3 protein-coding genes are annotated in these 1,719 nt (G+C 69.7%); all 3 read left to right on the top strand.

From position 1 onward, the window contains the following. Positions 1–591 (top strand): hypothetical protein (locus PROKR_RS02560; protein ID WP_036959358.1); only part of this gene is annotated, 591 nt, incomplete at its 5' end. Between the two features lie 115 nt (positions 592–706). After that, entirely contained in the window at positions 707–910 is a 204-nt protein-coding gene (locus PROKR_RS02565) for a hypothetical protein (RefSeq protein ID WP_036959165.1), read from the top strand. Positions 911–1,190: 280 nt separating this feature from the next. After that, the gene (locus tag PROKR_RS30440; RefSeq protein WP_051432612.1) at positions 1,191–1,622 is read left to right on the top strand and encodes a 3'-5' exonuclease family protein; all 432 of its coding nucleotides are present in this window, start codon (positions 1,191–1,193) and stop codon (positions 1,620–1,622) included. Positions 1,623–1,719 lie beyond the last annotated feature (97 nt).

The raw sequence follows: 1,719 nt of genomic DNA on the forward strand, positions 1-1,719 counted from the left end.
GAGGCCGTGCTGAAGCGCGTCACCGGAAAGGACCTGATCGCCGCGCGCCTCATGCGGAAGGAGTTCTTCGAGTTCCGCCCGACGTTCCTCCTCATGCTGGCGACCAACTTTAAGCCCGAGTTTCGCGGGGCAGGACGAGGGCCTCTGGCGCCGCGTGAAGCTCATCCCCTGGGAGCGGTTCTTCGCCCCGAGGAGCGCGACCACCGCCTCGGCGAGAAGCTCCTCGCGGAGCGCGCCGGCATCCTGGCGTGGGCCGTGCGCGGCTCGATCGAGTGGTTCCGGTCCGGCCTCCAGGAGCCCGACGTCGTGCGCAACGCGACGTCCGAGTACCGCGAGACGTCCGACGCTCTCGCGGGCTTCCTGCCCGGCGTGTACGTCGCCGACTCCGGCGCCGGCCGCGTCGAGGGGAAGCTCCTCTTCGAGGCCTACCTCGCGTGGGCCACGGAGGAGAACCTCCCCGCCCGCGAGGTCTGGACCCGGCAAACGTTCTTCCGGGCCCTGGAAGAGCGCGGCCACCCGAAGCGCCGAGGGAAGCAGGGCATGGCGTTCGAGGGCATCCGCCGCATGCGCCAGACCGACAAGGGGAATTGACCCCGAAGAAGAGCGAGCCGATACGGCGCCGCGGGCCGATTCCCTCCCTGTAACCCCCGATGCACCGTCCAAGGGCCCGAGCCTCGACGACGTGCTCTGACCGAAGGGAGCGGCCATGCCCGCGCTCGTCCTGCCCTACAGCCGGGCCCAGCACGTCTACGCCGACGCCCTGACCGAGACCCTCCGCGAGGAGGGCTCCGAGGGTCTCGGTCTCGACCGGGCGGAATCCATCTGCCCGGCGTGCTGGCTCGCGTTCACCGACGACGGAACCCTGCGGTTCGGCGCCTGCCCGGACTGCTGGGCCGGCCTCCGTTCCTGACCCTCCCCCGGCCCCCGCATCTCCTCGACGAGGTGCGGGGGTCTCGTGCACCCGCTAACGAAAGGGCCCGCCCGATGAGAACGACAACCCGCCGCCTCGCTGGCGACGAGGTGACCATCAACTACGTGGAGAGCGCCCCGCGACCTCCACGCCTTCGACGACTTCCTCGCCCGCGGCGACAAGGTGCTCGGCCTCGACACCGAGACCACCGGCCTCAACATCTACTCGCGCGGCTTCGCCTGCCGCCTCGTGCAGTTCGGCAACCGGGGACACGGCCTACGTGCTCCGGGCCGACATGTTCGAGAAGGCGATCGTGCGAGCCCTCCGGCAGCCGCGGCACTTCACCCTCCATAACGCGCCTTTCGACCTCCAGGTCATCGACCACGACTTCGGCGTGACGATCGAGGAGCTCGGCCCCCGCGCGTTCGACACGCGCATCATGGCCCACCTCCTCGACCCGCGGCAGCGGCACGAGGGGGGGCGGGGCCTGAGGCTGAAGGAGCTCGCCGAGATCTACGTCGACCCGACGGTGCCCGACACGGAGAAGGAGCTACACGCGATCTTCCGCAAGGAGTACAAGGCGACGAGGGAGACCGGCTGGGCGCTGATCGACATCGACCACCGGTCTATGTCGAGTACGCCGGCCTCGACCCGCTCGCGGCCCGGCGCCTGTTCGACGAGCTCGTGCCGATGGTCCGGGACCTCGGGCTGAACCACCTCTCGCAGTTCGAGCACCACCTCGCGACGCTCCTCGCCTTGCTTCAGCGCAAGGGATGCTCCTCGATCTCCCGTACGTGGAGAAGCTGACC

This window comes from Promicromonospora kroppenstedtii DSM 19349 (assembly GCF_000515355.1).
GTDB lineage: Bacteria > Actinomycetota > Actinomycetes > Actinomycetales > Cellulomonadaceae > Promicromonospora > Promicromonospora kroppenstedtii.